We start from the raw sequence: 26,240 nt of genomic DNA on the forward strand, positions 1-26,240 counted from the left end.
TGAAGTTGGTCGTGGACCGGCTCAACGTCGACGGCAACCGGGCCGTTCTCGTGGGGGCCCTCGTCAATGAGCGCGGCGGTTCACCTGACGGGAGCAAGGCCCGAGACTGCCATCCCGAGCCGGGGCGTCAGGCCGCTAGCGCCCGAAGCCGAGCAGGCGCGCCAAGGTCGCTCCGAAGGAGCGGCCCGGAGCCGCAGCGGGGCTCGCCGCAGCGCCGAGCGTCGACAGGCCGGCGCCTTGCAAAGCCAGCGCGCCTTCCATCGGAGCCGCCGCCTGCCGGCACAGCAAGGCCGGGTTGCGCCGCACCTCGGCCAGCTGGGCCAGGGCGCTGGCGACATAACGTGACAGCAAGGCCCAAGGCACCGGCTTCTTGACGAAACGGAAGATCTTCGCGTGGTTGATCAGCTCGACCAGGCGATCCGAATCGGTGCAATCGCACACGGCGATGACCAGCAGGTGCGGGTAGGCGCGCTTGAGCGCGTGCAGGCGCCGGCTGTCGTCCTGGCTGTAGGCATCGAGCGCGCACACCAGCACGCCGAAGGCCTGCTGCTCGATGAGCTGCACCACCTCACCCAGGTCGGGCGCGTGGCGCAGGTCGACGCCTTCGCCGAGGTGCGCCTTGGCCGCCGCATACAGCTTGGACGAGCCGTCCAGGACAACCACCAGCTGCCGCGGCTCGGCGGCGTCGCCCGCCGCGGCAGCCGCACTCGGGACCGCTTCCGGCAGCTCGGGCCGGCGCACTTGCCGGGCCACCTCGATCGCCTCGTCGACCAGACCCTTGAGCTGCGCGTTGTCCCAGGGTTTGTGCGCGAAGCGGTACACCTCGCCCTCGTTGATGGCGCCCACCATCGCCTCGGCGTCGGAGTACCCGGTCAGCAGGATGCGGGTGGTGTGTGGCGACACGCTGCGCGCCTCGTGCAGCAGCTCCACGCCCTGCATCCGGGGCATGCGCTGGTCGCTCACGACCACATCGAAGTCACGCTGCCGGAGCAGCGCGAGCGCCTCGCCGGGGTCGGTGGTCGTGACCACCTGGTAGGTGGAGCGGAAAACGATGCGCAGCGCGGCGAGTATGGCGGGCTCGTCGTCGATGAACAGCAGGGTGGGTTTGTCGATGCCGGGCGCCGGCGGCGTCACCGCGCTCATGATGCCGTGGCTCCGGCAGCCGCCTGACGCTGCTGCAGCTCGGCCGGCGGCGTCACCGGCAGGACCATCGTAAAGGTGCTGCCTGCCGGCGAGGTCGAGACCACCTTGAGCGTCCCCCCATGCGCGGCGACGATCTTGCGGCTCGTGCTCAAGCCGAGCCCGGTCCCCGCACCCTGCTTTTTAGTGGTGAAAAAAGGCTCCCAGATGCGGGGCAGCACGTCGGGCGGAATGCCGCTGCCGTTGTCGGCCACGCTCACCTCGACCAAGGTGGGCGAAGCCATGCGGGTGCGAAGCTGGATGCGACCACCGCTTTCCGGCAGGGCCTGCGCGGCATTGCGGACCAGGTTCAGCAGCACCTGGTTGATCTGCGCGATATCGCAAGTCACCGGCCGGGTGTCACCAAACTGCTTCTCGACGCTGACGCCGCTCAGGAAGTGCGCGGCCATCGCCAGCGTGCTCTCGAGGCCTTCCTCGAGGCGTGCCGGCGCGATGCGGCTGCGGTCGAGCCGCGAGAAATTGAGCATGTTGGTAATTACGCCGCTGATGTGATCGACGCTGCGGATCCCGCCGTCCACCAGCTGCCCCACCAGGGCCACCGCGTCGACGGAGGCCAGCTCCTGGTGAGCCTCGACCGAGCTGCGCAAGCGCTGTGCGAGCGGCTCGGCCCGGTTGCCGTCGGCCGCCGCGACGGCCTGGGCCAGCTCGGCGTCCTTCTGCAAGGTCTCCGAGATCACCCCCATCAGCTCACGCGTGCTCTGCAGCCCGCTCCTCACGGCAGCCAGCGGCGTGTTCACCTCGTGCGTGATGCCCGCGACCATTTCGCCCAGCGCATTCATCTTCTGCGCGTGGATCAGCTGGGCCTCGTTTTCCTTGAGCACCTTGGTCTGCCGCTCCAGCAGCACCGCGAGGCGGCGGCGCTCGGTGGCGTTGCGGTAGGCGATCCAGCCCGCCGCGCCGAACACCAGGGCCAGCGACATCGCGCTGTACAACAGCAGCAGCCGGCTGTTGCTGGCCTGCTCCTTCAAGGCGACATCGAAACGCGTCGTGAGGCGCTGCGCGAGGTCGTCGACGCTCGCCTGCACCGGCACCGAGGCGATATCGCGCAGCAGGTCGTTCTGCCGGCTGCGCAGCTTCAGGATGGTCTCGACGTGCAGCAGCAGATTGCCGACCGGCTCCCGCACCTCGGCCGAATAGCCCGGCAGCGACAGGCGCACCCGCTGCACCTCGCCGCGCAGCGTGTCGTAGACGCCGATGTCCGGCACCGAGTAGTAGCGCAGCGTGTCGTTGACCAGCAGGGGCACCGCCTCCTCCCAGCGCACCGGGACGAAAGCGGCGTTTTTGGGTGTCGCCACGGGCACCGCGGCCGGTGCGGTGCTGTCTCCGGCGTTGCCCATCCCGTTCTCGATGTCCCTGCGCGCCGTGGGCAGGTAGTTCAGCGAGTTTTTCAGCAGCGCGTTCTGCGCCTTGAAGCGGTCGATGTAGTCCGACTTCCTCGCCACGGCCGCCCGGATGGACTGGACCGCCTCCATCAGCGACGCGTCCTGGTGCACGGTGGGGTCGCCCTCGAGTCGCTGAATGACATCGGCGATCGCATGCAGCGGGCGCACCAGCGGGTCGTAGGACTTGATGATGTCGGCCTGCGAACGCAGCACGTCGGCGCCCCAGTCCGTGTCGATCTGCTTCAGGTCCTTCAGCAGCCCGAGGGTGACGTTCTGCCGGTCCGTGTTGACGGCCCGGCTGTTGCTGTAGAGATAACCCCAGCCGGCGGCGAGCGCACCGAGCAGGGCGGCGGACGCCAGGAGGCGCAAGGTGGGCCGTTGCATCATGGTTTTTGCGCCTCGCCGGAGAGGGAGCCGAGGAATTTGACGATGGCCTCGCGGTCCGCCTTGGCGGCGGTGCGGCCGAGCTGGTAGCGGAACATCACATCCACCGCTTCCTCCAGCGTCTTGGCCGAGCCGTCGTGGAAGTAAGGTGCGGTGAGGGCCACGTTGCGCAGGCTGGGCACCTTGAAGACGTGCAGATCCTCGGGATTTTTTGTCACGTTGTAGCGGCCGCGGTCAGCGTCCGTGATCGGCCGGCCCGCCGCGGCACGGGCCGCGAAGTAGTCGCCGACGGCGCCGAAGCGCTGGAACATGTTGCCCCCGACGTTGCTGCCCTGGTGGCAACCGACGCAGCCGTACGCCTTGAACTTCTCGTAGCCCAGCTTCTCGACCGGCGTGATGGCGTTGGCGTCGCCGCGCAGGTAGCGGTCGAAGCGTGCAGGCGTCATCAGCGAGCGCTGGTACACGGCCAGGGCATCGGCGATGTTCTTTGCCGTCATGCCGTCGGAATAGGCGGCCTTGAAGCCCTGGACCAGCGGGGCGTCCTGCGACAGCTTGCCGATCACCTGCTCCCAGCTGGAGTTGAAGACCCGCGGGCTCTTCACCACCAGGTTCGTCAGCTCCTCCAGGCTGGCCGCACCACCGGTCCACTGCTGCCGAATGTTGAGGCCCGAGTTGAGCACGGTCGGCGTGTTGAAGATGTGGACCGCCCCCTTCGCCCCCACCGAGAACGGCCGGGGATCGGCGCCACCGTGCTGGAAGCTGTGGCAGGACAGGCAGGACACCGAGTTGTCACTCGCGAAACGCGTGTCCCGGAAGAGTTTGGAACCCAGCTCGACCTTGCGGGGGTCGGCCGCCGGCGCGAGCGGCAGCGGCGAGATCGGCTCGCTCAGTTGCCCCCAGGCAGCCCCGGACAGGATGGATACCGCAACGACGACAAGCGCCTTGACTGCAGTGGAACTTCGTATCGTCGCCTTCATCTGGCCTCCCTCGCGATTCTGGACATCGCGCCGTTGATCTGGCCCGCTGATTGGATCCAAGGCCTGGCCGTCATGGAATCCGTCTAAGCCCGGAAACATCCAGAAATAGTCACAGTCCGAGAAGAAGCTCACGCGCATGTCGTCGCCTGACGACATCACGCGGCTCCCCCGTCACCGCGCCGAGCCGAAAGCTCGGTGCGCGATGTAAGCAATGGTGGCCTCCGTTACCTGCTGGCCGCGTCGCATGGGCGACAACATGAGGCACGAGGCGAAGCGAAGACGCACCCGCAAAGAAGAAGCGAGCACTCGCCGACGTGCGTTTGCGCCCCGATCTCCCCACCTGTTACCCGGGCCTTTGGCGGGTCTTCGCCTTTTCACCTTTCATCACTTTGTTTCTTTGCGATTGTCGTCGGAATGACATCCCTACGTCCGAAAGCACGCAATGCTGCGCCGCTACCGCCGCGAAGCAACAGACGGCGAACTGAAAAAATCGAGGGAGGTTCCCCGCCTATCTTTGCGCACCACACGCGCACGTCCGGGTCGGACGCTCCCCCTCCTCCACCGCCCATCAATCGCTTGTGATGCCCATCCCCCGGCCGCAACGACAGCGGGAAGCTTTGTGCGTCGTCCTGATGGGCGTGCTGCTTTTCTGTTTCGCAGCCAATCTGCTGATCGTGGCGGCGCTGATGCCCGATCTCGTCCGTGCACTGCGCGTGACCACGCAGGACGTGAGCCTGCTGATCACCGTGTACGCGATGCTGTCGGCCGCGTTCAACCTGGTGGCCGACCCCCTTTCCGACCGCCTGGGCCGCCGGCGCATCCTGGCCGTCGCTGCCCTTGCGTTCGGTGTGACGACGGTCGGGTGCGGCCTCGCCCCGGACTTCGCGAGCCTGTTCGTGATGCGCGCGCTGAACGGCATCTCGGTGGCTGCGATCGGCGGAGGGACCTATGCCTATCTCGCCGATTGCGTGGCCAAGGAGCGAGCGGCCTCGGCGATCGGCATCGCGAGCGCCTGTCTCTACTTGGGTACTGCCGGTGGCGTGCCCCTGGTGGTGCACGTCGCGCACGCCTGGTCGGTGCAGGCAGCCTTCCTCGTGCTGGGCCTGCCGTCGATCGTCGCGGCGGCCGGCATCTGGTTCGCGCTGCCCGAGGTCCCCACCGGCGCCGGGCCCACAGCGGGCCTGCTCCGAGGCTACCTCGACGCATTGCAGGCGCCCGCCTCGCGTGCCCTGCTCCTCTTCAGTTTCCTGTCGTTCGCAGCCGGCTATGCCCTCAACGCCTTTCTGGTGGCCTGGATGGAAAGGGCTCTGTCGATCGAGCCGTCACGCGGCGCGCTGGCTTTCCTGGCCGGCGGCGTTTGCTCGTTCGGGGTCTCGGTGTCCTGGGCCAAGGTGCTGAAGGACATGGGCAGCAAGGTAGCGCTGGTGCTGGCGAGCATGGTGGCGGCCACGGCCCACGTGCTGATTCCGTCGTCGACGGCACTCTGGCATGTGATGGCAGGGTACGCCGTGGTGTCCTTCGCGTTCACGCTGCGTCTGGTGGCCTTGCAGACGCTCGTCGCCCAGGTCCCGGCCCACCAGCGCGGCCTCTACAACTCCCTCTTCACGGCCTCGACGCAGATCGGCATGGCGCTCGGCCCGATGGCGGCAGGCGCGCTGCTGGCGCGCCATTCGTTCGACACCACCGCCGGCGGCTTCACGGCGATGAACCTGTTGGCCGCTGGGGCCATCCTGCTGTCGCTCGCCTGGCTCAGGCCCCTCCTGCGGCTGGCGCAGGCCCCCACCTCCCCACCGATCCGCTAGGCCAGCGGTCCCGGAAACTGGGGCAGACCATCGTCCACGGTCCACCAGCTGCACTTCGACGCAACATAGGCATGGAAGGCCGGCCGTGCGGACACCGGCTCATCGAGCAGCCCCGCGCGCACCCGCAGCACGCCGGGCAAAGAATCGCGGCGGCTGAAGATCGGCGATCCGCAGCGGCTGCAGAAACAGCGGCTCTTGCCCGGCGAGGACGTGAACGCTGTCAGCAGCTCTTCACCCCCCTCGAAGCGGAAGTCTGCCTCGGCCACCGGGATGTTGGTGGCGACAGGGCCGCCCTGCGCCTTGCGGCACTGACTGCAATGGCACACCTGGATCGGCGCGAGCGGGGCTTGGATGCGAAACCGGATCTGGCCACACAGGCAGCTTCCGGTGGTTTCGTGTCCGGCGTGGTCCATGGGTCGCTGAGCACAGGTGGTTGCGGCGGTCTTAGTATTCCCGGCTCCTCGTGAACTTGCAACGCAGAGACGTGTGCCGTGACCACCATCGCTACCCCTGACCTGCGCCAGGACGATGTCCCGAGCGGTTGGTTCAACTGGCCCGCCTTTTCGCGTTCAACCGACGCAGTTCCCACCGAGGCCTGTCATGCCGTGGCTCTGCGCTACTACCTCCATGGCTGGCAGCGCATCGGCAACAACCAGGGTGGACTGACAGGCGAGGCCGTCGACCGAGTGCAACTGGCGCTCGACCTCTTGCGAAAAAGCTTTGAGCTTGACGATACTCCATAAAAGGAAATCGAGTCTCCAATGAAGGCCGCGCCATGACGAAATCCTCAAGCTCCTCCGACGTCAGCGACGGTACGGACGTCACTGAGGGTGCTTTCGCTCCCGGATGCGGTGCCACAGCAGGGACCTGGCTCACGGTGCATGGCGGTCGCGAGATCGAGTTGAGTACCGCGGCGACGGTCGCCTTGCGCAATGCCTTCCAGGCCTTTGCCGGGACAGGGCAGAACATCAGCCACTTCGAGTTGGTCCTCAAAGAGCGAACCAGGGACGACGACGCTGATCTGCCCTGCACCATGGCTTTGTCCATCAGCTTCGTTGTGAAACCAGCGCCGGGAGAAAGAGGTCTCGGAAATTTCAGCGCCCGTGGCCGGTCGATCACGTATGTGTGCAGCAGCACGTCGGGCGACATCCTTCGTGAGTATGGGCACCGCTGAGTTTCGCCGTTTCAATATGGACGATCGGCGACCCGACAGCCGAGGCGACTGAAAGACGTCGCGAAGCGGGCGAGAACTACAACTCGCAGCAGCTGCTCTCCTCCCTGCACCTGGCGTTCGATTGAGCATCGCGTACGGCACCTGCGGATCCCACCCGGCAAGCCGATGCAGAACGGCTACATCGAGAGCTTCAAGGGCAAGTTCCGAGATGAGTGCCTGAGCTTGCCGCGGGTGGGGAAAGTTGAAATGCCATTGACAACGGGTTGCGCCTGATCAGCGGGCGTCGCCTCTACCTGGGCTTCGCTGCACAACCACTGGAAGATATCCTCGTCCATGAGGGCCGACACTGACAGCTCAACCCCATTCGCAAGCGCGAAGACTGTCGTCAAGCTCGGCTCCGCCACTCCTCGCTCGACCTTGCTCACGAACTGCAGGTGCAAGCCCGCGCGAAGCGCAAGGTCACCCTGGGTGAGCTGACGTTGCTGACGCTCAACCCGCACCACAGCACCAAACGCTTCAACCACGTCCATAGATAGCCTAGCAATTCCGCTCGAAGCGAGTTACCCCTAGGTGGGTCACTCATCAACTGACAGTTGCGACAGTCGAGAGACTCACCTACTTGTCCCTCGACGCGCGGCGACCCGAAGAGATCTTCCGGACAACCAGCTCCATGAGAGCCGGCACTGACAGCTCAAGCGCGTCCGCCAACGCAAAGACTGTCACCAGCGTCGGCCCCGAATCACCTCGCTCAATCTTGCTGATGTGCTGCAGGTGCAAGCCCGCGCGCAAGGCTAGATCGCCTTGCGTCAGCTGACGCTGTAGGCGCTCAGCTCGCAGCACTTCACCAAAAGCTTCGACTACGTCCATGGGTTGCCAGCTTGCAAAAAGGACTAGCCATTCTGTGGCGCTGCCATGTACGATATTAAGCAAACTTGCTTATCCAGGAAGGCGCCCAATGAACCAAACAGCTCCCCCTCCCAAGATGGGCCCGCATGACTTGCTCGACTCCGATGTTGACGGTGTCATCGACATCCTTGAAGCGTGGCCTGGCCCTCGACTCTCCTGGGCCCTGCTGATCGAGGCCATCGCTGTGCAGACGGGCAAGCGCTACACCATCGAGGCACTGCAGGGTACTCCTCGCATCCAGCTCGCCTATGCCATCAAGATTGCGGCCATTCAAGGTCCGTGGCCGCACGCTGACCCAGATTCGCAGCTGGCCGCGGCAAGGGACCGCATCATCAGGCAGGAGAGGACCATCGCCCGCTTGATGATGGACAACATGCGATTGGCGAAGTTGCTTTATTCCAAGGCAGGCGAGCACCCGCAGCACCTGCCGTTTTGACCCGACACGCTGGCTCGGTCCATCCGTACTGCGTGCCATAGAGGCAGAGGAGTGGCAGAAGAAGACAGGGCCTTGCTGTTGGGGCGACGGACATGCCATTGAAGGAATGCCGCAGCACTACGCCACCGCACGATTTCGCGACTCGTGGAGAGGGCGAACCGGGTGCAAGAGACCCAGGATCGCACCACCCTGCTTCGGGTGGTCAATGGCTGACGTGACCAAAAAGTCACGCAGAAAGTCACGCCAAAGAAAAACGCCTCAGAGGCGGTCACCTCTGAGGCGTTCACTTGCTTATGCAATCTGGCGCGGCTGGCAGGATTCGAACCCACGACCCCTTGGTTCGTAGCCAAGTACTCTATCCAACTGAGCTACAGCCGCTGAATCAATCAAGAGCGCTAGTATAGCACTGGATTTTTTGGTTTGTCACTCAATTTCTGCAGCTTCTCTGAAACACCTGTGCAGCCGGGCCTGGTCGCCCTCTCGTTCCGCCATGGCGGCGAGCTGGCGCCAAGCGGCACGGCGCTCGCGGGCAGGCAGGCGCGGGTCGGCACCGCAGCGCTCCAGTTGCTGGCGCGCCTTGCCCCACAGCTGCACCTCGGCGAGCGCGCAGCCCAGTGCATAGGCCAGGTGCGGGTCGCGCACGTCGGCCTGGGCCGCTGCCTCGAGGCGCGGCAGCCAGTCCACGCCCATGCCGCGCAGCGAGGCGACCAGGGCGCGGGTCAACTCGGCGCGCTCCTCGCTGCCCAGCGAGGCGGCCTGGTCCCAGAAGGGCTTGAGCCAGGCGCGTGCATCCTCGGCCGAGCCAAGCTCGGTCATCATGGTCGCAGCGCATGAGGCGACGAAAGCATCGCGCCGGTCGGCCGCGTCGAGCTGTTGCCACACGCGGCGCAGCTGGTCCGCGTCGCGCGCGGACTCAAGCGCTTCGATCGCCAGCGATCGCAGCAGCCCCACTGCGGCGGCCTGCGAGAAGCCCTGGTGCTTGGCGAGCAGGCGCGCGGTGCGCAGCGCATCGAGCGGCTGGCGTGCCAGACGCGCCGCCTGCAGCTTCAGGCGCAAGGCCTGGGTGCGGCGCGCCACGCCGGGCGAGAGCTCGCCGATCAGCTCCAGCGCCCGGTCGGCGTCGCGGTCCTCCAGCGCCCACTCGGCCGCCATCAGGCGCGCGCCTTCTTCGGCCGGGCGCGTGCCGCTGCCACGCGCCGCGGCCAGGGCCTGCGAGAGGTGGTCGTCGCGTCGGGTGCGGTCCTGCAGCCGGTGCATGCTGCCGGCGGCCAGCAGATGGGCCAGCATCGTGAACTCGGGGTCGCTGCCCAGCTCGGGCGTCTCGTCGTGGATGGTCATCGCGCGCTGCGCGGCCTTGTGGGCCCGCGTGTAGCGGGCCCCGAAAAACAAGGCCAGGCTCTCACGCAAGGCTTGCTGGGCCGAACGGTCGCGTTTGGTCAGGCGCCATTCGCGCGCCCGCCTCGGCAGGCCGACCAGGGCATTGACGCCCTGCAGCGACACGTAGACCACCGCCACCGTGAGCACCAGCGCGATGATGAACAGGTTGAAGGACACGTCGAGGCGCCATGGTGCCCAGTACAGGGTCACCAGCGCATCGTTCGCGCCCAGGAAAGTCGCCGCCACGACCGCGGCGGCGAACAACAGGATGGTCCAGATGATGGTGCGCATCGCGGGACCCGTTCAACGCCCCGCCGCCGCGGCCGCGAGCGCCGTGAAGCTCTCGTCGGGACGCGGCACGCTGGACTGGCGCGCCTGCGCCATCACCTGGCGCACCTGCTCGTCGACCAGCACCCAGCGGCGCGAGCCGTGGTCGAAGTAGCGGTCCAGGGCCTGTTGCGCGCTCTGCAGGTCGGACTGCACCGTCTCGAACTGGCGGCTCAGCAGCGCCAGCCGCGCATTGAGCAGCCGCAGCTTGAGGTTCTCGCGCAGGAAAAATCCCTGTTCGGGAGCGATCAGCATGGCCTCGGGACGGTCGATGCGGGTCACCCGCACCAGCGAGCGCACCTCGTCCCAGACCGTGCCGGCGGCCCGCTGCCACCACGGCGCCTCCGGCGCCGGTGGCGGCGGGTCTGCCGGGGCCGAGGCCGCCATCCGCTTGCCGGCGGCCCTGGCTCCGGACGTCGGAATGGGTGAGGAAGCAGCAGGCGCCGGGGCGGGGGCGGTCACGCCCTGCTGCGACGAGACCAGCGGCAGCTCGTCGATGATGCGCACCGCCTCGTCGAGCCGGATCACCAGCGCCGAGACATCGGCCACGCCGACCGAGCGCACCCGCTCCAGGTCGCGCGCGATGGCGCGGCGCACGCCCTCCAGCCGCGGCTGGTTGACACGCTGCAGCCGCTCGTCGGCGGCACGCAGCGCGGCGACCATCGGCTCGGCGCTGCCGGTCACGACGGCCTGCTGCACCGCCAGCCTCAGGCTGGAATCGATGTCCACCACGAGGTTCTCGTCCCGCGAGCGCGACAGCGACATCATCAGTTCATCGAGCTGGCCGCGCTGCAGCGCCACCTCGGCCAGGCGTGCATCCAGCAGCGCCACCTTGGCGCCCGCGTCGCGCGCGATGTCCTGCGCGTCGCGGGCCAGCGTGCGGGCTTCGTTGGCCTGGTCCTGGCTGTTCTCCTGGCGCTGCACCAGTTGCTGGGCCAGGCTCTGCACCCGCTGGTGCGCCTGGTAGGCCAGCACCAGGCTGGCCCCACAGATCACCAGCAGGCCGGCGCCGGCGGTCCAGATCAGGCCGCGCCCCGAACCGTGGCTCGGTGCGGCGGGCGCAGGCGCAGGCGAAGGACTCTTGGTGATCGGAGGCATGGGGGTGTACACCGGTGCCGGGCTCGGCACGGGCGTGGGCGGTGGTGGCGGCACGGGGGTGTCGCCCGCCGGCGGAGGGAGGGAGGCAGAGGTGTCACTCACGGTGCGAGGCATTGTATAGAGCGCGTGATGCCGGCCGAGACCGCTTCCAGCGAGGGCCGGACCTCAAGGACATGGCCGCAGCCCAGCCGTTCGGCACGGGCTGCGATGCGCGGGTGGGTGGCGAGTGCGCGGCTGCCGCGCCAGTCGGCTCGCAAATCCAGGTCGCGACAGCAGGCCTCCAGATGGTCGACCGCTTCCGAGCTGCTGAAGAACCACAGGTGTCGATCCGGCTGCGCAACGGCCTCGCGCAGCAGGCGCTGCTGGCCCTCGTCCAGGCGCGGCGCCTCGCGGCGGTAGGCCGAGACGAAGTCGACCTCGGCGCCGGCCTGTCTGAGGCGCTCGGCGAGCCAGTCGCGTCCGCCATCGCCGCGCACGATCAACACCCGCACCCCGGACCAGGACCGCTGCTGCAGCTGCAGCCACAAGGACTCGGAATCGAACTGCGCCGCATCCGCGGCCGGCTGCACCCGCCACTGCGCTGCGACGCCGGCGGCCTCCAGAGCCGCGTCGGTCCCCGGCCCCGGCGTCGCCGCCAGCACGCCGGCCGGCCAGGCTGCGCCGTCCGGCCGGGCGGCAAAAAAACCGCTCGGCCGCATTGGGGCTGACGAACACGGCCGCCTGGCAGCTGCCGAGCTGCCGCCAGGCGGCGGCAACGGCGGCCGGATCGGGGGCAGCGGCAATGCCGATCAGCGGCAGCGACTCGGCGTCGAAACCGCGGCCGCGCAACTGCTCGACCCACACACGAGCCTGTGCCTCCGGTCGCGTCACCAGCACTTTCATCGTCACAAGCTGGACAGGATGCGGTCGGCCCCCTGCTCGCGCAGCATCGCGGCCGCCGACCGGCCGAGCGCCTCGGCCGCCTCGGCGCTGTCGATTGCGCCGCCGGCCTGGGCCTGCAGCAGCGGCTGCTCGGGCCGGGCCGGGTCGCCGATCGCGGCGGTCAGCTCCAGGCGCTCGCCGCGCCACTGGCCGTGCGCTGCCAGCGGCACGCTGCAGCTGCCACCCAGCTCGCGCGAGACCGCACGCTCCGCCAGGGTCGCCAGCCAGGTGGGCCGGTGGATCAGGGCGGCGAGCCGCTCGCGCAGCTCGGCCTGCTCGGTGCGGACCTCGATGCCCAGTGCACCCTGGCCGGCGGCCGGGATCATCAGCGACGCATCGAAGACCTGCCGGATGCGCTCGCCCAGGCCAAGGCGCTTGAGGCCGGCGGCCGCGAGCACGATGGCGTCGTACTGCCCCTCGTCGAGCTTGCGCAGCCGGGTGTCGAGGTTGCCGCGCAGCGGCTCGATGCGCAGGTCGGGACGCCGAGAGCGCAGCTGCACCACGCGACGCAGGCTGGAGGTGCCCACCACCGCACCGTGGGGCAGGTCCTCCAGCGACGCATGGCGCGGCGAGACGAACGCATCGCACGGGTCCTCGCGCTCCAGCACAGCGGCCAGTTCGAAGCCGGCCGGCAGCTCCATCGGCACGTCCTTGAGCGAGTGCACCGCGAGGTGGGCACGCCCCTCTTCGAGCGCGACCTCCAGCTCCTTCACAAACAGGCCTTTGCCGCCCACCTTGGACAACGAACGGTCGAGGATCTGGTCGCCGCGCGTGGTCATGCCCAGCAGCTCGACCGTGCGGCCGAAACGCTGCTGCAGCAGGGCCTGCACATGGTGGGCCTGCCACAGGGCCAGGCGGCTCTCGCGGGTGGCAATCACCCAGGGTGCACTTGTAATGCTCGTCATGATGGGCGGATGCTACCCGAGCCGTACCGGCCCGCGACACAGGGGATCACGGTGCTACCATCACGGGTTTGTAATTTAGTTACCAACCCGCCCCTCACCGAGGTAACCCATGCCGCGCGCCGCCCGCCCTGCCGCCCCACCTGCTTCCCAGCCCCCGCGTCGCGCGGTCTCCGCCGCCGTCCGGGCGCGCGATGAGGCCGCCGAGAAGAACCGCCCGCTGGTGGAGGACATCCGTCTGCTCGGCCGCATCCTGGGCGACGTGATCCGTGAGCAGGAAGGCAGCGCGGCCTTCGATCTGATCGAGCGCATCCGCCAGCTCTCGGTGGCCTACCGCCTGAAGCGCGACGCCCAGGCCGGCAAGGCGCTGGACCGGCTGCTGAAGAACCTGAGCGGCGACCAGACCGTCTCGGTGATCCGCGCCTTCAGCTACTTCTCGCACCTCGCCAATATCGCCGAGGATCGCCACCATGTGCGCCGCCGCGAGCACCACGAGGCCCAGGGCCACCTGCAGGAAGGCTCGCTGGCGATGACCCTGGAGCGGCTGGCGCAGAAGGACATCCGCGCCGACGAGGTCGCGCGCACCTTGCAGCACGCCTACATCTCGCCGGTGCTCACCGCGCACCCGACCGAGGTGCAGCGCAAGTCCATCCTCGACGCCGAGCGCGCGGTGGCCGAGCTGATCGACCAGCGCGACGAGTTGCACAGCCAGCGCGAGCGCGACGAGAACGAGGCCCTGCTGCGGGCCCGCGTCACCCAGCTGTGGCAGACGCGCATGCTGCGCTATTCCAAGCTCACCGTCGCCAACGAGATCGAAAACGCGCTGAGCTACTACCACGCCACCTTCCTGCGCCAGATCCCGCGGCTCTACCGCGAGCTGGAGCACTCGCTGCCGGGCTTCGAGATCGCGCCCTTCTTCCGCATGGGCAACTGGATCGGCGGCGACCGTGACGGCAACCCCAACGTCACCGCCGACACCTTGCAGCTGGCCCTGCGTGCCCAGAGCGAAACCGCGCTGCGCTTCTACCTGACCGAGGTGCACGAGCTGGGCGCCGAGCTGTCCATCTCGGCCCTGCTGGTCGAGGTGACACCCGAGATGCAGGCGCTTGCCGAGCGCTCGCCCGACAGGAGCGAGCACCGCCGCGACGAACCCTACCGGCGTGCGCTGATCGGCATCTACTCGCGCCTGGCCGGCACACTGCACGCGCTGACCGGCACCGAGGCCTTGCGGCACGCGGTCGCGCCCTCGGAACCCTACCGGTCGCCCGATGAACTGCTGGCCGACCTGCGCGTGATCGAGGCCTCGCTGAACTCCCACCACGGCGCCGCGCTGGCCGGCACCCGGCTGCGCCCGCTGATGCGTGCGGTCCAGGTGTTCGGCTTCCACCTCGCCACCGTCGATCTGCGCCAGAGCTCGGACAAGCACGAGGCCGTGCTCGCCGAGCTGCTCGCGCTCGCCAAGGTCGAGAAGGCCTACAGCGAGCTCTCGGAAGCGGACAAGCAGGCCCTCTTGCTGCGCCTGCTCGACGACGCCCGTCCGCTGCGCGTGCGCGGCGCCACCTACTCGGAGCTGGCCGAAAGCGAGCTGGCGATCTTCGAGCAGGCCCGCGTCATGCGCGAGCTGTTCGGCCCGGCCTCGATCAAGCACTACATCATCAGCCACACCGAGACGGTCAGCGACCTCCTCGAAGTGCTGCTGCTGCAGAAGGAAGCCGGCTTGATGCGCGGCACGCTGGACGAACACGCGGTGGCCGACCTGATCGTGGTGCCGCTGTTCGAGACCATCGGCGACCTGCGCAATGCCGCGCCCATCATGCGCGACTTCTACGCCCTGCCCGGCATCCTCGAGCTGGTCAAGCGCTCGGGCGCCGAGCAGGACATCATGCTGGGCTACAGCGACAGCAACAAGGACGGCGGTTTTTTCACCAGCAACTGGGAGCTCTACCGCGCCGAGATCGCGCTGGTGGAGCTGTTCGACGCCCTGCGCGCCGAGCACGGCCTGACCCTGCGTCTGTTCCACGGTCGCGGCGGCACCGTCGGGCGCGGCGGCGGCCCGAGCTACCAGGCCATCCTGGCCCAGCCTCCCGGCACCGTGAACGGCCAGATCCGCCTGACCGAGCAGGGCGAGGTGATCGCCTCCAAGTACGCCAACCCCGAGATCGGCCGCCGCAACCTGGAGACCCTGGTCGCCGCGACCCTGGAAGCCACGCTGCTGCACCCGACCAAAAGCGCGCCCAAGGCCTTCCTGCAAGCGGCCCACGAGCTGTCGGACGCCAGCATGTCGGCCTACCGCAAGCTGGTCTACGAGACCCCGGGCTTCACCGACTACTTCTTCGCCGCGACACCCATCCGCGAGATCGCCGAGCTGAACATCGGCTCGCGCCCGGCCTCGCGCAAGGCCAGCCGCGCGATCGAGGACCTGCGGGCCATCCCCTGGGGCTTCTCATGGGGCCAGTGCCGGGTGGCGCTACCCGGATGGTTCGGCTTCGGCTCGGCGGTCGAGGCCTTCCTGGCTGGCGGCGGCACGGAGCGCAAGGAGCGCCTGGCACTGCTGCAGAAGATGCACAAGCAGTGGCCCTTCTTCCGCACCCTGCTCTCCAACATGGACATGGTGCTGGCCAAGAGCGACCTGGGCCTGGCGACCCGGTATGTCGAGCTGGTCGAGGACAAGCGCCTGGGCAAGAAGATCTTCACCGCCATCCAGGCCGAGTGGCAGCGCACCCACGACGCGCTGGAGCAGATCACCGGCGAGAAGCAGCGCCTGGCCTCCAACCCGGCGCTGGCCCGCTCGATCGAGCACCGTTTTCCCTACCTCGACCCGCTCAACCACCTGCAGGTCGAGCTGATGCGCCGCTACCGGCAGCAGAAGGAAAGCGGCGAGGTCAGCGAGCGCGTGCAGCGCGGCATCCACATCTCGATCAACGGCGTGGCGGCGGGCTTGCGAAATACCGGCTGAGCCGGCGCGGGCTTCCGTCCTCGGCCCCGGTCATCGTCAGCAGCCGCCGGGAAGGCCGCTTCAAAGGTCGGCGTCGCGCGCCCGCGCGATCGCCGGTGCCATCGCCAGATGCCGGCGACAGACGGGCTCGACGGCGGCGGCGACCGCCTGGATGACCGGGTCCGGTACGCCGACCTTGCGGGCGTCATCGCCGACCTGGGGCAGTGCGTCGAGCAGGCGAGCCGTGAGCCGGCCCAGTTGCTGCGACACCAGGCGCCGAGGCAGACCGCAAGCCTTCGCGAACGAGGCCCACTCGAACGGCGTGATCTCGCTTTCGCTGAATGCGTCGCCGATGGCCATCGCATAGGTCTCACCCAGCGCGTCGTCGCCCAGCGCTGGCATGCACACGAGGTCATACGCCGGCGCCAGGCGCAGACCGTCCACCGCGCAAAAGAACGACAGGTTCTTTCCATGTGCATCGGTGTTGCCGATCAACACCTGAAACAGCACCCAACGCAGCAGCGCCAGGCGCTCGACCGCCGGCGTCGGGCTCATGCCGGTCAGCGCGAAGAGCTTTGAAAAACTCGCGCCGCCGCGGATGTTCCGGACCTCCGGACGGTCGCCGTAGGGGCGCTCGTATTTCATGCCCACCCCGAGGCCCAGCGCCTGGCAGCCGTCGATCACATGCAAGCGTTGCACTCGCTCGCCGGGGTCGGCCCGGTCGAAACGCTGCACCAGCAGCACCGGCTCGGGGACGTGCACCAAGCGTGTTGCCGCCACCGGCAAGCCCGCCCGCCACGCCAGCTGCATGCAGAAGTATTCGTTGGCCGGCAGATGGGCCAGTTGGGGCCGCGTCGGCGCCGGCTTGAGGATCCACGTCGACGCCAGGTCCGGACCATCGACCAGGAACCAGCGAGCGTCGCGCTCGTAGACCGCGAGCTTGTCCTGGTAGCCGGCAATCGACAGCCGCACCTTGCCGTCCCATACCGAGAACGGGATCTCACTGCGTTGGCGGATCCGCTGCGATAGCTCCTCCCGCGACAGCGGCCGCAGCGTCTCTCCCTCGTCGGCATCGATCTGGATGGCCGGATCGCCCGGGGACTCGACCAAGATGCGCAGCGCGCCCGAGGTTTCCCGGCCAAGCGCGATGACCAGGCCGATCAGGTTGGCCTTGGAGAGGCCGTTGGCCTGGGCTGCGTCGTCCAGGGCCTGGCCTTCGGGCAGCAGGTTTTCGAAGAACTGCCGCACCTCGGTGCTGTGCCACTCGTCGGTCTGCGCCGGATCGCGCACCAGCGGCAGCCGCGGACTGAGCGGAAATCGTCGCGCATCGGCCTTCCACTGCGCCGTGTACTCGAAGCTGAAACGGTTGCTCGCGAGGTCGTGCGACAGGTGCCCGACGAGGTCCCGGTCCATCCACACCTGCAAGCGTGTCATGGCCGGCCCGGCTGCGTCGAGGCCGCTCCCGAGACACCGGCGTTGTCGCTTTCAGCGCTTGCGCCAGTGCCGAGGAGGGCTCTGCGCGCCGGCTCACGTTCGCTGGACGGCACCGCAAAGATCGTCACACCGAGCTCCCGTGCCGCCTTCAATGCCGTCGCCAAGCCCACCGACGCGCGCGCCGTTTCAAGGTCGGAAAGCGTCTGTTTGGCAATGCCCAGCGCGGCCGCCGCGTCGGCCAGTGTCAGGCCGCTCGCCGTCCGCGCAGCGCGGACGGCCACGCCGAACGCGACGGCATCGGAGACGAGAGGGTCAGCCGGTCGGGGCGTAGGGGTGACTCGCCGCATCCATTTATCCTGGGTTTTCAGGAATATAGCAGTGAGGCCCGTTCATTCCTCGAAAACTCCTTGGATTCTCGTATTTTCCAGAACCAGGCGCAGGCGGTGCTCTAAAAACTGGCTATTGCAGGACTTGTGCGGTCACAACTCGCGGCCGGCTCGTTCCGGCCACGGGCTGGGGACCGCCGTGCCCGACTGCACAGGACCGGCTGCTGACCCAGGTAGCGCTCCACCAGGCGCTGGGCGGCGGCGCCGGCGTGGGCTCATTGGATAACCTCCGTGCTACGCACTGCGGTGCGAGCCCCTTCGGGCGGCCGGGCGTGGCTCATGACGCTGTCGCCGCTCAGCCGGCGAGCAGCTCCCCGGCCCACCACTCGTGCAGCCAGCCGGCCAGAATGCCAGGGTCGCCGAGGCTCCCGCAAGACAGCTGCCGCTCGACCTCCCTTGCAATGCTGTGCCCCGGCGTGCCCAGGGCTTTCAAGAACTCGAATTCATCGGGCAGCAGGGTCCTGAAACAGGGCTGCACACCCTGCCGCCACACCACCAGCGAGAGCGGGGCGTCGCGCAACACCGCCTCCGGGACGTCGACATCGTCCGCTATCGCTTTCCAGATGGCGACTGCATTGGTTTGCTGAGAAAGAAAACGCAGGCTGGGGTGCAGCACCGGCCATTGCTCCAGGCAAGCCTGGCTGCCCTCCGTCTCGATCCTCCGCAGGTCCCAGGCTTTGGCGTCCACCTCGTCGAACGCGGTGCGCAAGGCCCACTCGAGCTCAGCCAGCTCGCGCAACACCGGGTGCTCCGGGTGGATCTCCGCCAGCCACTGCGGGAAGCGGTCGCCATAGCGGCCGAGATGCCGGCCCTCGGGCACATGGCCTTCGACGTAACGGTGCGCCAGTGCATTGAAATACTCGCTCCCCACGTAGCGCACGGCCTTGGGATAGTGATCGGCCAGGACCTCGCTCAATCGAGCGCGGTAGCCGCCGTGGTAGATCTCCAGGCCGCGGCGCGCGGGCAAAGGGCCAGGCGTTTCGAAGTCGGGCGGCACGACGGCCGGCAGCATGTCGCTCAGGACCAGGGCGGTCAGCAGTTGCTGGCGCGCGTTCAAGGTCGACCGCACATCAGCGGTCAGAGCCACAGCGGTCGCGGCTTCGGCCTTTGAAACGCAACCCGGGGTGATAGGGCGGGTCTCCTGAAACTCGCGATGCGCGGCCCTTGCGACAGGGACCGCGGCAGCCGCGAGTGAGCGGGCTTGCCCCAGCTCGGCCAGCAGCTCGTTCAGGTCCGGGATGTGGTCGTCGCGCTCGATCATGGTCGCCGTCGGCCCGTACAGCGCACAGGCTTCACCATAGAGCGACCAGACGGCAGGAGACACCGGGTGGTCATGGGTGTCGACGATGAACTCGCCTTCTACGGAGTGGCCCGCCAAGTGGATCTGGCGCACCCGCTCGGGCGGCAGGCCACGCAGGTAGTCGATGGGATCGAAGCCATGATTGACGCTGCTCACGTAAACGTTGTTGACGTCCACCAGCAGCTCACAATCCGCCTCGCGCGCGACATAGGCCAGGAACTCCCACTCGGTGGTGCCGGAGTCGACGTGGCGCAGGTAGCTCGATACGTTCTCCACCACCAGCCGGCGCCCCAGCACCTCCTGCGCTTGTTCGATGTGGGCCACGAGCAGGCGGGCGCACTCTTCGGTGTACGGGACCGGATAGAGGTCGTGCAGCGATTGACCGGTGGGCCCGGTCCAGCACAAATGGTCCGAGATCCACATCGCTTCGATTCGATCGGCCAGGGCCTTCACTTGCTTCAGGTAACTCCGGCTCAGGCCATCGGCGGAGCCGAGCGACATCCCGACACCGTGCAGGGCGATCGGGTAGTCGCGCCGGAAGCCATCGAGCAGCTTCAGCGGCTTGCCGCCGGCGACCAGAAAGTTGTCCGTGATCACCTCGAGCCAGTCCACCGGCTGGGAACTGGCCAGGAAGTCGGCATAGTGGGTGGGTCTCAGCCCGAGGCCGAAGCCGGGCGAAGGTCGCCCGGCAGGGCCGCGGGCGGGCAGGCTATCGTGCATGAGTTTGTCTCTCGACCGGCCAGTGGACGAAAAGCCCCGGTGCGGCAGCACCGGGGAGCTGGACGGCCAGCGATCAGAGGTCGCCGATCGTGCCCTTCTTGTCGAGACAGGCCTTCGCACTCATGGCCTTGAAGCCATGCCCCTTGCAGCCGTTCTGCCCTTTGCAGCCATGCTCGGCCGTCTTGCAGTCGCTGTTGCCCTTGCACTCATGAACGTTGTAGCAGTGCACCGTGTCGCCGGCGGCCACCGCCTTGCCCGACGCTCCCTGGGGCGTCTCGGCTGCACCCGCCGCCGAGGCGAGGGCCAGGGTGCTGGCAGCAAAAAGGAAGGCAGAAGTGGTCTTGAATGACATGTCGGATCTCCGAGCTTGGGTTGAGAAAGAGCCGCGGCTTGAAAGTGGCCGCGGACCTTCGTTGGTCGGAGATGCGTGACGGACCTTACACGCGCCGCGCTATTTTTTTTGGCGTGGCGTGGACGCGGTCGACGCCCCTTGCCGGTACCAGCGACCGAGCAGCGCCCGCTCCTCCTCGGTGATGCCGGTCGCGTTGTTCAGCGGCATCGTGCGCGCAACGACGGCCTGCTGGTACAGCGACTGGGCGTTGCGAGCGACCAGCTCGGGGGTGTGCAGCCCGATGTTTTTGCTCTGCAGCTGGGCGTTATGGCACACCAGGCAGCGCTGCCCCAGCACCGCCTCCACCTGCTCGAAGCGCACCGGCTCGGCGGCGGCCAGCGCAGGAGCCGGCGCCGGGGCGATCCAGACCATCACGCCGACCAGCAGCAGGCAGCCCGCCACCGCGTAGTGCCACGGCGCACGTCGGCCCTGCACCCTGGCCTTGTGCCGGGCGACGAAGGCGTGGCGGATCAGCGCGCCGGCCAGCATCATCAGCACCAGCACCAGCCAGTTGTGCTCGTGCCCATAGGTGAAGCCGTAATGGTTGCTGAGCATCGCGAACAGCACCGGCAAGGTGAAATAGGTGTTGTGCACGCTGCGCTGCTTGCCGCGTCTGCCATGCACCGGATCGACCGGCTGCCCCGCCTTCATCTGCGCGATCACCTTGCGCTGCCCGGGGATGATCCAGAAGAAGACGTTGGCGCTCATTGCCGTGGCCATCATGGCGCCGACGAGCAGGAAGGCGGCCCGACCGGCAAACAGCTCGCAGGCCAGCCAGGACGCCAGCACGACCGCGCCGAACACCAGCGCGCCGACCACCAGGTCGCCCTTGTCGCCCTGCCCGAAGACGCGGCATATCCCGTCGTAGACCACCCAGAACGCGGCCAGGAAGGCCAGCGCCGTGGCCGCCGCAACCGTGGGGGACCAGTCCAGCACGCTCTTGTCGACCAGGAAGGTGCCGGCGTTGAAGAGGTAGAGCACCGTGAAGAGCCCAAAGCCGGTCAGCCAGGTCGAATAGCTCTCCCAGTAGAACCAGTGCAGGTGCTCGGGCAGCTGGGGCGGCGCGACGAGGTATTTCTGCGGGTGGTAGAAGCCGCCGCCGTGCACCGCCCACAGTTCGCCGTCGACGCCCTTGGCCTTCAGGTCGGGCGCGCTCGGCCGCGTCAGGCTGTTGTCGAGGAAGACGAAATAGAAGGACGAGCCGACCCAGGCGATGGCCGTGATCACATGGACCCAGCGCAGCAGCAGGTTGGCCCAATCGAGCAGGTAGGAAGAGAGGTCCATGCCGAGGAGGTGTTGTACGCACGCCGGCCATTGGCGTCCATACAAAAAGTGTATACAGTTTCAGCGGAACCGGCCATCCACGTCTGTTTTTTCATGCCCCCCACCCAGCCCAAGCCGGCCCGCCCCGGCAGCGCCGCCAGGAAGACCTCCCCGTCGCGGCCACGCGCCAGCACCCAGGCCGCCAGCCGGCTCGAGCCGGGCGGCAGCGCGGCGGCGCAGAACATGACGCAGCGCATCGTCGAGTCCATCACCACCGCCATCGTCGAGCGCCGCCTGATGCCGGGCACCAAGCTGGCCGAGCAGAAGATCGCCGACATCTTCAAGGTCTCGCGCACCCTGGTGCGGCAGGCCCTCAACCAGCTGAGCCGCGACCGCCTGGTGACCTTGGAGCCGGCGCGCGGGGCCTTTGTCGCGCAGCCCAGCGTGGCCGAGGCACGCCAGGTCTTCGAGGTGCGCCAGCTGCTGGAGGCCGGCATGATGCGCCGCCTGGTGGCCCAGATCACCCCCGCCCAGGTGGCCGAGCTGCGCGAACACCTCAAGCGCGAGCAGGCCGCGGTGCAGCGCACCGACGTCTCGGGCCGCACCCGGCTGCTGGCCGACTTCCACGTGGTGCTGGCGCGGCTGCTGGGCAACGAGGTGCTGGCGGAGATGCTGCAGGACCTGGTCTCGCGGAGTTCGTTGATCTCGCTGATGTACCAGTCGGCCCATTCGGCCGAGCACTCCTTCGAGGAACACGTCGCCATCGTCGACGCGCTGGAGAAGCGCGACGCGCGCGCGGCGGTGCGCCTGCTCGAAGACCACCTCCAGAACGTCGAACGCAACCTGCGCCTCGACCCCCGCGTGCCCGATCTCGAGGCCGCGCTGCTGCCCCAGGATTGACATGACCCTGCCCTCTCCCAGCCCCACCCCCTACCCCCGCGACCTGATCGGCTACGGCGAGCACCCGCCCCACGCCGCCTGGCCCGGCAAGGCCCGCATCGCGGTGCAGTTCGTGCTCAACTACGAGGAAGGCGGCGAGAACTCGGTGCTGCACGGCGACGCCGGCAGCGAGCAGTTCCTCTCCGAGATGTTCAACCCGGCCGCCTACCCGGCGCGCCACCTCAGCATGGAGTCGATCTACGAATACGGCTCGCGAGCGGGCGTCTGGCGCATCCTCAAGGAGTTCGAGAGACGCGCCCTGCCGCTGACCGTGTTCGGTGTCTCGATGGCCTTGCAACGCCATCCCGAGCTGACCCGCGCCTTCGTCGAGCTGGGCCACGAGATCGCCTGCCACGGCTGGCGCTGGATCCACTACCAGGGCATGGACGAAGCTCAGGAGCGCGAGCACCTGCGCCTCGGTTTGCGGATCATCGAGCAGCTGACCGGCGAGCAGGCACTGGGCTGGTACACCGGCCGCGACAGCCCCAACACGCGCCGGCTGGTGGTCGAGCACGGCGGCTTCGCCTACGACAGTGACTACTACGGCGACGACCTGCCACTGTGGCTGCAGGTGCGCACCGGCGACGGCCGCCTGGTGCCCCATCTGGTGGTGCCTTACACGCTGGACGTCAACGACATGCGCTTCTCGCTGCCCCAGGGTTATGTCCATGGCGAGGACTTCTTCACCTATCTGCGCGACACTTTCGACGTGCTGTACGCCGAGGGCGACGAAGCGCCGAAGATGATGTCGGTCGGCATGCACTGCCGGCTGCTGGGACGGCCGGGCCGTTTCAAGGCGCTGCTGAAGTTCCTCGACCACATCGAGTCGCACGACCGGGTCTGGATCACGCGCCGCATCGACATCGCGCGCCACTGGCAGCAGGTGCACCCCTTCGACCCGGCGACGGCTTTCGTCTGGAGCTGAACGACATGCTGACGCTGGAGCGGCTCAACGCCGCGACCCCTGCCGAGTTCACTGCCTTGCTCGAGGGCATCTACGAACACTCGCCGTGGATCGCAGCCGAAGCCGCGCCCGCGCGGCCGTTCCGGACGCTGGCCCAGCTCAAGCGCGCCCTGGTCGAGGTGGTGCGCGGGGCGGGCCGCGAACGCCAGCTGGCGCTGATCCGGGCCCACCCCGAACTCGCCGGCAAGGCGGCCGTCGCCGGTGAGCTGACCGCCGAGTCCACCGGCGAGCAGGCGCGCGCGGGGCTGACGCACTGCAGCCGGGAGGAATTCGACACCCTGCAGCGCCTCAACACCGATTACACGCTCCGCTTCGGCTGGCCTTTCATCCTCGCGGTGCGTGGGCCGCGCGGCACCGGCTTGAGCCGCCGCCAGATCATCGAGACCTTCGAGCGGCGCCTGGCCGGTCACCCCGACTTCGAGTTCGCCGAGTGCCTGCGCCACATCCACCGCATTGCCGAGATCCGGCTCGACGAGCGTTTCGATGTCGTCCCTGCGCTGGGCAACCAGGTCTGGGACTGGGCCGAGCAACTGGCGGTGCACAGCGACGCCGCCGCGGCCGGGCAGCTCACCGTGACCTACCTGACCCCGGCCCACCGCGCCTGTGCGGCGCAGCTGTCGGCCTGGATGTCCGAGAGCGGCTTTGACGCGGTGCACATCGACGCGGTCGGCAACGTGGTCGGGGTCTACCATGGGGCCGAGCTGACGGCCAAGCGGTTGCTCACCGGCTCGCACTACGACACGGTGCGCAACGGTGGCAAGTACGACGGCCGCCTCGGCATCCTGGTGCCGATGGCCTGCGTGGCCGCGCTGCACCGCGCCGGGCGCCGGCTGCCCTTCGGCATCGAGGTGGTCGCGTTTTCGGAGGAGGAAGGCCAGCGCTACAAGGCCGCCTTCCTGTCGTCCGAGACGCTGATCGGCCAGTTCGACCCGGCCTGGCTGGAGCAGGTCGACGCCGACGGCATCACGATGCTCGAAGCCATGCAGCAGGCCGGCCTGGAGCCGGCCGCCGCTCCGACCCTGGCCCGGCGCCCCGGCGACTACCTCGGTTTCGTCGAGGTGCACATCGAGCAAGGGCCGGTGCTCGACGAGCTGGACCTGCCGCTGGGTGTGGTCAGCTCGATCAACGGCAGCGTGCGGCTGCTCTGCGAGGTCACCGGTGTCGCGAGCCACGCTGGCACCACCCCCATGGACCGGCGCCGCGATGCCGCCGCCGGCGTTGCCGAGCTGCTGCTGTATGTCGAGCGCCGGGCCGCGCAGGACGGCGACTCGGTCGGCACCGTCGGCATGCTGCAGGTGCCCAACGGCTCGATGAATGTGGTGCCCGGCCGCTGCAGCTTCAGCCTGGACCTGCGTGCGCCCACCGATGCCCAGCGCGACCGCCTGGCCGCCGACGTGCTCGCCGAGTTGGCCGCCATCTGCGAGCGGCGCGGCCTGCGCTGGCAGGCCGAGGAAACCATGCGCGCCGCCGCGGCCCCGAGCGACCCGCACTGGCAAGCCCGCTGGGAGCGGGCCGTCGCGGCCTTGGGCCTGCCGGTCTTCACGCTGCCCAGCGGTGCCGGGCACGACGCGATGGTGATGCACCAGGTGATGCCGCAGGCCATGCTGTTCCTGCGCGGCGGCAACGCCGGCATCAGCCACAACCCGCTGGAGACCATCAGCAACGACGACGCGCAGCTCTGCGTGTCGGCCTTTCAGCAGCTGCTGGAGCAGCTGGCCGAGGAGACACGATGAAGGTGCACGAGCGCCTCGACGCCTGGATCGAGGCCCACTTCGATGAACAGCTGCGCTTCCTGCAAGAGGTCGTCCGTGTGCCGACCGACACGCCGCCCGGCAACAACGCGCCGCATGCCGAACGCACGGCCGAGCTGCTGGCCGGCTTCGGCTTCGAGGCCGAGCGCCACCCGGTGCCCGACGCGCAGGTGCAGGCTGCCGGCCTCACCTCGATCACCAACCTGATCGTGCGGCGCTCGTATGGCGAAGGCCGCACCATCGCGCTCAACGCGCACGGCGACGTGGTGCCGCCCGGCGAGGGCTGGACGCACGACCCCTACGGCGGCGAGATCGTCGACGGCCGGCTCTATGGCCGTGCCGCCGCGGTCAGCAAAAGCGACTTCGCGACCTTCACCTTCGCGGTGCGCGCGCTGGAGTCGCTGGGGCTGCCGCTCAAGGGGAAGGTCGAGCTGCACTTCACCTACGACGAGGAGTTTGGTGGCGAGCTGGGTCCGGGCTGGCTGCTCGCGCGCGGGCTGACGCGGCCCGACCTGCTGATTGCCGCGGGCTTCAGCTACGAGATCGTCACGGCGCACAACGGCTGCCTGCAGATGGAGGTCACGGTGCACGGCAAGATGGCGCATGCCGCGATCCCGCACACCGGCGTCGACGCGCTGCAGGGCGCGCTCACCCTGCTCAAGGCGCTCTATGCGCGCAACCAGCACTACCGCACGATCACATCGGCGGTGCGCGGCATCGAGCACCCGTATCTCAACGTGGGTCGCATCGAGGGCGGCACCAACACGAATGTGGTGCCCGGCAAGGTCGTGTTCAAGTTGGACCGCCGCATGATCCCAGAGGAGGATCCGGTCGAGGTCGAGGCCGAGCTCAAGCGTGTCATCGGCGATGCGGCAGCCGGCGTGCCGGGCATCACGGTCGAGATCCGCCGCCTGCTGCTGGCGCACGCGTTGAAGCCGCTGCCGGGCAGCGCAGCGCTGGTGCATGCCCTGAAAAAGCACGCGGAGGCGGTGTTCGGTGAGCCGATCCCGACGATGGGTAGCCCCCTGTACACCGACGTGCGGCTCTACTGCGAGCGCGGCATCCCGGCCGTGATCTATGGGGCCGGGCCGCGCAGCGTGCTGGAGTCGAACGCCAAGCGGGCCGACGAGCACATCGTGCTGGACGATCTCCAAAGGGCCACGCGTGTGATCGCTCGCACATTGCATGAGCTGTTGAGCTGAGAGAGGCGGGGGCGGCTGCCTCGCGTGCATGGAGCTTGGCAATGTAGGCTGACGGCTTTCTGTCGTTGA

At 68.2% G+C, this 26,240-nt stretch carries 23 protein-coding genes, 1 tRNA gene and 2 pseudogenes; 10 read left to right on the top strand and 16 right to left on the bottom strand.

Annotation, left to right across the window (positions count from 1 at the left end; translation table 11 throughout):
* Positions 1-135: 135 nt before the first annotated feature.
* The 3 genes from OOT46_RS24915 to OOT46_RS24925 are packed head-to-tail and all read right to left on the bottom strand — an operon-like array spanning position 136 to position 3,943.
* Positions 136-1,143: a response regulator gene (locus tag OOT46_RS24915; protein ID WP_265406332.1), complete on the bottom strand. Its 1,008-nt coding sequence runs from the start codon at positions 1,141-1,143 to the stop codon at positions 136-138.
* Positions 1,140-2,969, bottom strand: coding sequence for a DAHL domain-containing protein (locus OOT46_RS24920; RefSeq protein WP_265406333.1), 1,830 nt, complete (start codon positions 2,967-2,969; stop codon positions 1,140-1,142). The genes OOT46_RS24915 and OOT46_RS24920 overlap by 4 nt, the downstream gene beginning before the upstream one ends.
* Positions 2,966-3,943: a cytochrome-c peroxidase gene (locus OOT46_RS24925; protein ID WP_265406334.1), complete on the bottom strand. Its 978-nt coding sequence runs from the start codon at positions 3,941-3,943 to the stop codon at positions 2,966-2,968. The genes OOT46_RS24920 and OOT46_RS24925 overlap by 4 nt, the downstream gene beginning before the upstream one ends.
* A 632-nt stretch (positions 3,944-4,575) precedes the next feature.
* Between OOT46_RS24925 and OOT46_RS24930 the strand changes: the two genes are divergently transcribed.
* Positions 4,576-5,745, top strand: a complete 1,170-nt coding sequence (locus tag OOT46_RS24930; RefSeq protein ID WP_265406335.1) for an MFS transporter — start codon at positions 4,576-4,578, stop codon at positions 5,743-5,745.
* On the opposite strand, the gene OOT46_RS24935 is transcribed toward OOT46_RS24930, so the two are convergent.
* Positions 5,742-6,158: a GFA family protein gene (locus OOT46_RS24935; RefSeq protein ID WP_265406336.1), complete on the bottom strand. Its 417-nt coding sequence runs from the start codon at positions 6,156-6,158 to the stop codon at positions 5,742-5,744. The two genes, OOT46_RS24930 and OOT46_RS24935, sit on opposite strands and share 4 nt — an antisense overlap.
* Before the next feature lie 78 nt (positions 6,159-6,236).
* Here OOT46_RS24935 and OOT46_RS24940 point away from each other — a divergent pair, with 78 nt between their 5' ends.
* From OOT46_RS24940 to OOT46_RS24950, 3 genes and pseudogenes are all read left to right on the top strand, one after another.
* A complete protein-coding gene (locus tag OOT46_RS24940; RefSeq protein ID WP_265406337.1) occupies positions 6,237-6,488 on the top strand; it encodes a hypothetical protein in 252 nt (83 codons plus the stop codon).
* Positions 6,489-6,520: 32 nt separating this feature from the next.
* Positions 6,521-6,919 carry a hypothetical protein gene (locus OOT46_RS24945; RefSeq protein ID WP_265406338.1) on the top strand — a complete coding sequence of 133 codons (399 nt, stop codon included), beginning with the start codon at positions 6,521-6,523 and terminating at the stop codon, positions 6,917-6,919.
* A 144-nt stretch (positions 6,920-7,063) separates the two neighbouring features.
* A pseudogene (locus OOT46_RS24950) lies at positions 7,064-7,141 on the top strand (integrase core domain-containing protein); the annotation flags it as partial.
* 134 nt (positions 7,142-7,275) lie between these two features.
* On the opposite strand, the pseudogene OOT46_RS24955 reads toward OOT46_RS24950, so the two are convergent.
* Together OOT46_RS24955 and OOT46_RS24960 are read right to left on the bottom strand one after the other, a co-directional pair.
* Positions 7,276-7,449 (bottom strand): annotated as a pseudogene (locus OOT46_RS24955) (helix-turn-helix domain-containing protein); the annotation flags it as partial.
* Between the two features lie 85 nt (positions 7,450-7,534).
* Complete coding sequence (locus OOT46_RS24960; RefSeq protein ID WP_265406339.1) at positions 7,535-7,786, bottom strand: helix-turn-helix domain-containing protein; 252 nt, start codon at positions 7,784-7,786, stop codon at positions 7,535-7,537.
* Positions 7,787-7,874: 88 nt separating this feature from the next.
* Here OOT46_RS24960 and OOT46_RS24965 point away from each other — a divergent pair, with 88 nt between their 5' ends.
* Complete coding sequence (locus tag OOT46_RS24965) at positions 7,875-8,261, top strand: hypothetical protein (RefSeq protein ID WP_265406340.1); 387 nt, start codon at positions 7,875-7,877, stop codon at positions 8,259-8,261.
* Positions 8,262-8,562: 301 nt separating this feature from the next.
* On the opposite strand, the gene OOT46_RS24970 is transcribed toward OOT46_RS24965, so the two are convergent.
* From OOT46_RS24970 to hemC, 5 genes are all read right to left on the bottom strand, one after another.
* Positions 8,563-8,639 (bottom strand) — tRNA-Arg (locus OOT46_RS24970).
* Between the two features lie 45 nt (positions 8,640-8,684).
* A complete protein-coding gene (locus tag OOT46_RS24975; protein ID WP_265406341.1) occupies positions 8,685-9,929 on the bottom strand; it encodes a heme biosynthesis HemY N-terminal domain-containing protein in 1,245 nt (414 codons plus the stop codon).
* Positions 9,930-9,941: 12 nt separating this feature from the next.
* A complete protein-coding gene (locus OOT46_RS24980) occupies positions 9,942-11,063 on the bottom strand; it encodes a uroporphyrinogen-III C-methyltransferase (protein ID WP_265406342.1) in 1,122 nt (373 codons plus the stop codon).
* A gap of 98 nt (positions 11,064-11,161) precedes the next feature.
* Entirely contained in the window at positions 11,162-11,761 is a 600-nt protein-coding gene (locus OOT46_RS24985) for a uroporphyrinogen-III synthase (RefSeq protein ID WP_265406343.1), read from the bottom strand.
* Between the two features lie 186 nt (positions 11,762-11,947).
* A complete protein-coding gene (hemC, locus tag OOT46_RS24990; RefSeq protein ID WP_265406344.1) occupies positions 11,948-12,889 on the bottom strand; it encodes a hydroxymethylbilane synthase in 942 nt (313 codons plus the stop codon).
* Between the two features lie 109 nt (positions 12,890-12,998).
* Between hemC and ppc the strand changes: the two genes are divergently transcribed.
* Positions 12,999-15,842, top strand: a complete 2,844-nt coding sequence (gene ppc, locus OOT46_RS24995) for a phosphoenolpyruvate carboxylase (protein WP_265406345.1) — start codon at positions 12,999-13,001, stop codon at positions 15,840-15,842.
* Between the two features lie 60 nt (positions 15,843-15,902).
* On the opposite strand, the gene OOT46_RS25000 is transcribed toward ppc, so the two are convergent.
* From OOT46_RS25000 to OOT46_RS25025, 5 genes are all read right to left on the bottom strand, one after another.
* A complete protein-coding gene (locus OOT46_RS25000; RefSeq protein WP_265406346.1) occupies positions 15,903-17,255 on the bottom strand; it encodes a HipA domain-containing protein in 1,353 nt (450 codons plus the stop codon).
* Complete coding sequence (locus OOT46_RS25005; protein WP_265406347.1) at positions 17,252-17,602, bottom strand: helix-turn-helix domain-containing protein; 351 nt, start codon at positions 17,600-17,602, stop codon at positions 17,252-17,254. Before OOT46_RS25005 ends, OOT46_RS25000 begins: the two co-directional genes overlap by 4 nt.
* Before the next feature lie 334 nt (positions 17,603-17,936).
* Positions 17,937-19,661, bottom strand: a complete 1,725-nt coding sequence (locus OOT46_RS30815; protein WP_322114291.1) for a DUF692 family multinuclear iron-containing protein — start codon at positions 19,659-19,661, stop codon at positions 17,937-17,939.
* Between the two features lie 73 nt (positions 19,662-19,734).
* Positions 19,735-20,013, bottom strand: coding sequence for a hypothetical protein (locus tag OOT46_RS25020; protein WP_265406348.1), 279 nt, complete (start codon positions 20,011-20,013; stop codon positions 19,735-19,737).
* 99 nt (positions 20,014-20,112) lie between these two features.
* A complete protein-coding gene (locus OOT46_RS25025; protein WP_265406349.1) occupies positions 20,113-21,336 on the bottom strand; it encodes a urate hydroxylase PuuD in 1,224 nt (407 codons plus the stop codon).
* 93 nt (positions 21,337-21,429) lie between these two features.
* Between OOT46_RS25025 and OOT46_RS25030 the strand changes: the two genes are divergently transcribed.
* Genes OOT46_RS25030 through OOT46_RS25045 form a run of 4 tightly spaced genes read left to right on the top strand, consistent with a single transcriptional unit; the run spans position 21,430 to position 26,171 of the window.
* Entirely contained in the window at positions 21,430-22,215 is a 786-nt protein-coding gene (locus OOT46_RS25030; RefSeq protein ID WP_416136253.1) for a GntR family transcriptional regulator, read from the top strand.
* A 1-nt stretch (position 22,216) separates the two neighbouring features.
* Positions 22,217-23,179, top strand: a complete 963-nt coding sequence (puuE, locus tag OOT46_RS25035) for an allantoinase PuuE (protein WP_265406350.1) — start codon at positions 22,217-22,219, stop codon at positions 23,177-23,179.
* Positions 23,180-23,184: 5 nt separating this feature from the next.
* Positions 23,185-24,951: a 2-oxo-4-hydroxy-4-carboxy-5-ureidoimidazoline decarboxylase gene (gene uraD, locus OOT46_RS25040; RefSeq protein WP_265406351.1), complete on the top strand. Its 1,767-nt coding sequence runs from the start codon at positions 23,185-23,187 to the stop codon at positions 24,949-24,951.
* The gene (locus tag OOT46_RS25045; protein WP_265406352.1) at positions 24,948-26,171 is read left to right on the top strand and encodes a M20 family metallopeptidase; all 1,224 of its coding nucleotides are present in this window, start codon (positions 24,948-24,950) and stop codon (positions 26,169-26,171) included. The genes uraD and OOT46_RS25045 overlap by 4 nt, the downstream gene beginning before the upstream one ends.
* Positions 26,172-26,240 lie beyond the last annotated feature (69 nt).

The sequence above is a fragment of the Aquabacterium sp. A7-Y genome (genome assembly GCF_026153205.1).
Classification (GTDB): Bacteria; Pseudomonadota; Gammaproteobacteria; order Burkholderiales; family Burkholderiaceae_C; genus Caldimonas.

Excerpts from the sequence above, each read along its gene's own strand:
- OOT46_RS24915 (WP_265406332.1), bottom strand. The coding sequence starts at position 1,143 with ATGAGCGCGGTGACGCCGCCGGCGCCCGGCATCGACAAACCCACCCTG.
- OOT46_RS24920 (WP_265406333.1), bottom strand. The coding sequence starts at position 2,969 with ATGATGCAACGGCCCACCTTGCGCCTCCTGGCGTCCGCCGCCCTGCTC.
- OOT46_RS24925 (WP_265406334.1), bottom strand. The coding sequence starts at position 3,943 with ATGAAGGCGACGATACGAAGTTCCACTGCAGTCAAGGCGCTTGTCGTC.
- OOT46_RS24930 (WP_265406335.1), top strand. The coding sequence starts at position 4,576 with ATGGGCGTGCTGCTTTTCTGTTTCGCAGCCAATCTGCTGATCGTGGCG.
- OOT46_RS24935 (WP_265406336.1), bottom strand. The coding sequence starts at position 6,158 with ATGGACCACGCCGGACACGAAACCACCGGAAGCTGCCTGTGTGGCCAG.
- OOT46_RS24945 (WP_265406338.1), top strand. The coding sequence starts at position 6,521 with ATGACGAAATCCTCAAGCTCCTCCGACGTCAGCGACGGTACGGACGTC.
- OOT46_RS24960 (WP_265406339.1), bottom strand. The coding sequence starts at position 7,786 with ATGGACGTAGTCGAAGCTTTTGGTGAAGTGCTGCGAGCTGAGCGCCTA.
- OOT46_RS24965 (WP_265406340.1), top strand. The coding sequence starts at position 7,875 with ATGAACCAAACAGCTCCCCCTCCCAAGATGGGCCCGCATGACTTGCTC.
- OOT46_RS24975 (WP_265406341.1), bottom strand. The coding sequence starts at position 9,929 with ATGCGCACCATCATCTGGACCATCCTGTTGTTCGCCGCCGCGGTCGTG.
- OOT46_RS24980 (WP_265406342.1), bottom strand. The coding sequence starts at position 11,063 with ATGCCTCCGATCACCAAGAGTCCTTCGCCTGCGCCTGCGCCCGCCGCA.
- OOT46_RS24985 (WP_265406343.1), bottom strand. The coding sequence starts at position 11,761 with ATGCGGCCGAGCGGTTTTTTTGCCGCCCGGCCGGACGGCGCAGCCTGG.
- hemC (WP_265406344.1), bottom strand. The coding sequence starts at position 12,889 with ATGACGAGCATTACAAGTGCACCCTGGGTGATTGCCACCCGCGAGAGC.
- ppc (WP_265406345.1), top strand. The coding sequence starts at position 12,999 with ATGCCGCGCGCCGCCCGCCCTGCCGCCCCACCTGCTTCCCAGCCCCCG.
- OOT46_RS25000 (WP_265406346.1), bottom strand. The coding sequence starts at position 17,255 with ATGACACGCTTGCAGGTGTGGATGGACCGGGACCTCGTCGGGCACCTG.
- OOT46_RS25005 (WP_265406347.1), bottom strand. The coding sequence starts at position 17,602 with ATGCGGCGAGTCACCCCTACGCCCCGACCGGCTGACCCTCTCGTCTCC.
- OOT46_RS30815 (WP_322114291.1), bottom strand. The coding sequence starts at position 19,661 with ATGCACGATAGCCTGCCCGCCCGCGGCCCTGCCGGGCGACCTTCGCCC.
- OOT46_RS25020 (WP_265406348.1), bottom strand. The coding sequence starts at position 20,013 with ATGTCATTCAAGACCACTTCTGCCTTCCTTTTTGCTGCCAGCACCCTG.
- OOT46_RS25025 (WP_265406349.1), bottom strand. The coding sequence starts at position 21,336 with ATGGACCTCTCTTCCTACCTGCTCGATTGGGCCAACCTGCTGCTGCGC.
- OOT46_RS25030 (WP_416136253.1), top strand. The coding sequence starts at position 21,430 with ATGCCCCCCACCCAGCCCAAGCCGGCCCGCCCCGGCAGCGCCGCCAGG.
- puuE (WP_265406350.1), top strand. The coding sequence starts at position 22,217 with ATGACCCTGCCCTCTCCCAGCCCCACCCCCTACCCCCGCGACCTGATC.
- uraD (WP_265406351.1), top strand. The coding sequence starts at position 23,185 with ATGCTGACGCTGGAGCGGCTCAACGCCGCGACCCCTGCCGAGTTCACT.
- OOT46_RS25045 (WP_265406352.1), top strand. The coding sequence starts at position 24,948 with ATGAAGGTGCACGAGCGCCTCGACGCCTGGATCGAGGCCCACTTCGAT.